The following is a 940-nucleotide window of genomic DNA, read 5'->3' on the forward strand; positions in this document are numbered from 1 at the left end:
TGGATCGGTATCGACGTCTCCAAGGCCTCCCTGGCCGTCTGCCTGCTGCCGCAGGCGCAGCAACTCTCCCTTCCCAACACTGCCGACGGCCATGCCCGGCTGCGGGCGCTGCTGGCCGACCGGCCAGTGGGCAACGTCCTGCTCGAAGCCACGGGCGGCTATGAGCGCCCGCTGATGCGGGCCCTGGCGGTTGCCGGCATCCCGGTGACCCGGATCAACCCGCGTCGGGCCCGCGCCTTCGCCGACGCCATGGGCAAGACCGCCAAGACCGATCCGATCGATGCGGCCCTGCTCGCACGCATGGCCGAACTGGTCTGCGCCCCCAGCCCCGCGCTGGAGCCCGAACGCGAGGCCCTGCGCGAGCTGGTCCAGCGCCGTGAGCAACTGGTCCGGCAACGCGACGACGAACGTCGTCGCTTGCACCAAGCCCAGCTGGCCGAGGTTCGCCACGACCTGATCGAACACATCGGCCAACTGCGCCTGCGCATCCGCCAGCTCGACAAGGCCATCGCCCAGACGCAACGACAACTCGACGACCACCTGAGCCAGCAGCTGCAGGCCATCGCCGGTATCGGAGAGGTCACCGCCGCCAGCCTGCTGGCCTACCTGCCCGAACTGGGACGGCTGGATCGCCGCCAGATCGCCGCCTTGGCCGGGCTGGCGCCCTATAACGTGGACAGCGGCCAGCACGCCGGCAAACGCCGCATCCGCGGCGGGCGGGCACCGATCCGCCGGGTGTTGTACATGGCCTGCTGGTCGGTGATCCGCACCCAACCCGACTTCAAGGATCGTTACCAGCGGCTACGCCAGCGAGGCAAGTGCGCCAAGGTCGCCATCACCGCCTGCATGCGGGTCCTGCTGACCCGGCTCAATGCCATGGCCCGTGATCGGACCGAATGGAAGGTGCCGGCCAACTAGGCAAAGACAGTTGCTCCTACAG

The 940-nt window shown here is 69.0% G+C and carries 1 protein-coding gene; it reads left to right on the plus strand.

All coding sequences use genetic code 11. The features are described 5' to 3' along the window. Positions 1–918: IS110 family RNA-guided transposase (locus tag FQY83_RS17510; RefSeq protein WP_238333549.1), on the plus strand; the 918-nt coding region annotated here is incomplete at its 5' end. Between the last annotated feature and the right edge of the window lie 22 nt (positions 919–940).

It is taken from the genome of Luteimonas marina, assembly GCF_007859325.1.
GTDB lineage: Bacteria > Pseudomonadota > Gammaproteobacteria > Xanthomonadales > Xanthomonadaceae > Luteimonas > Luteimonas marina.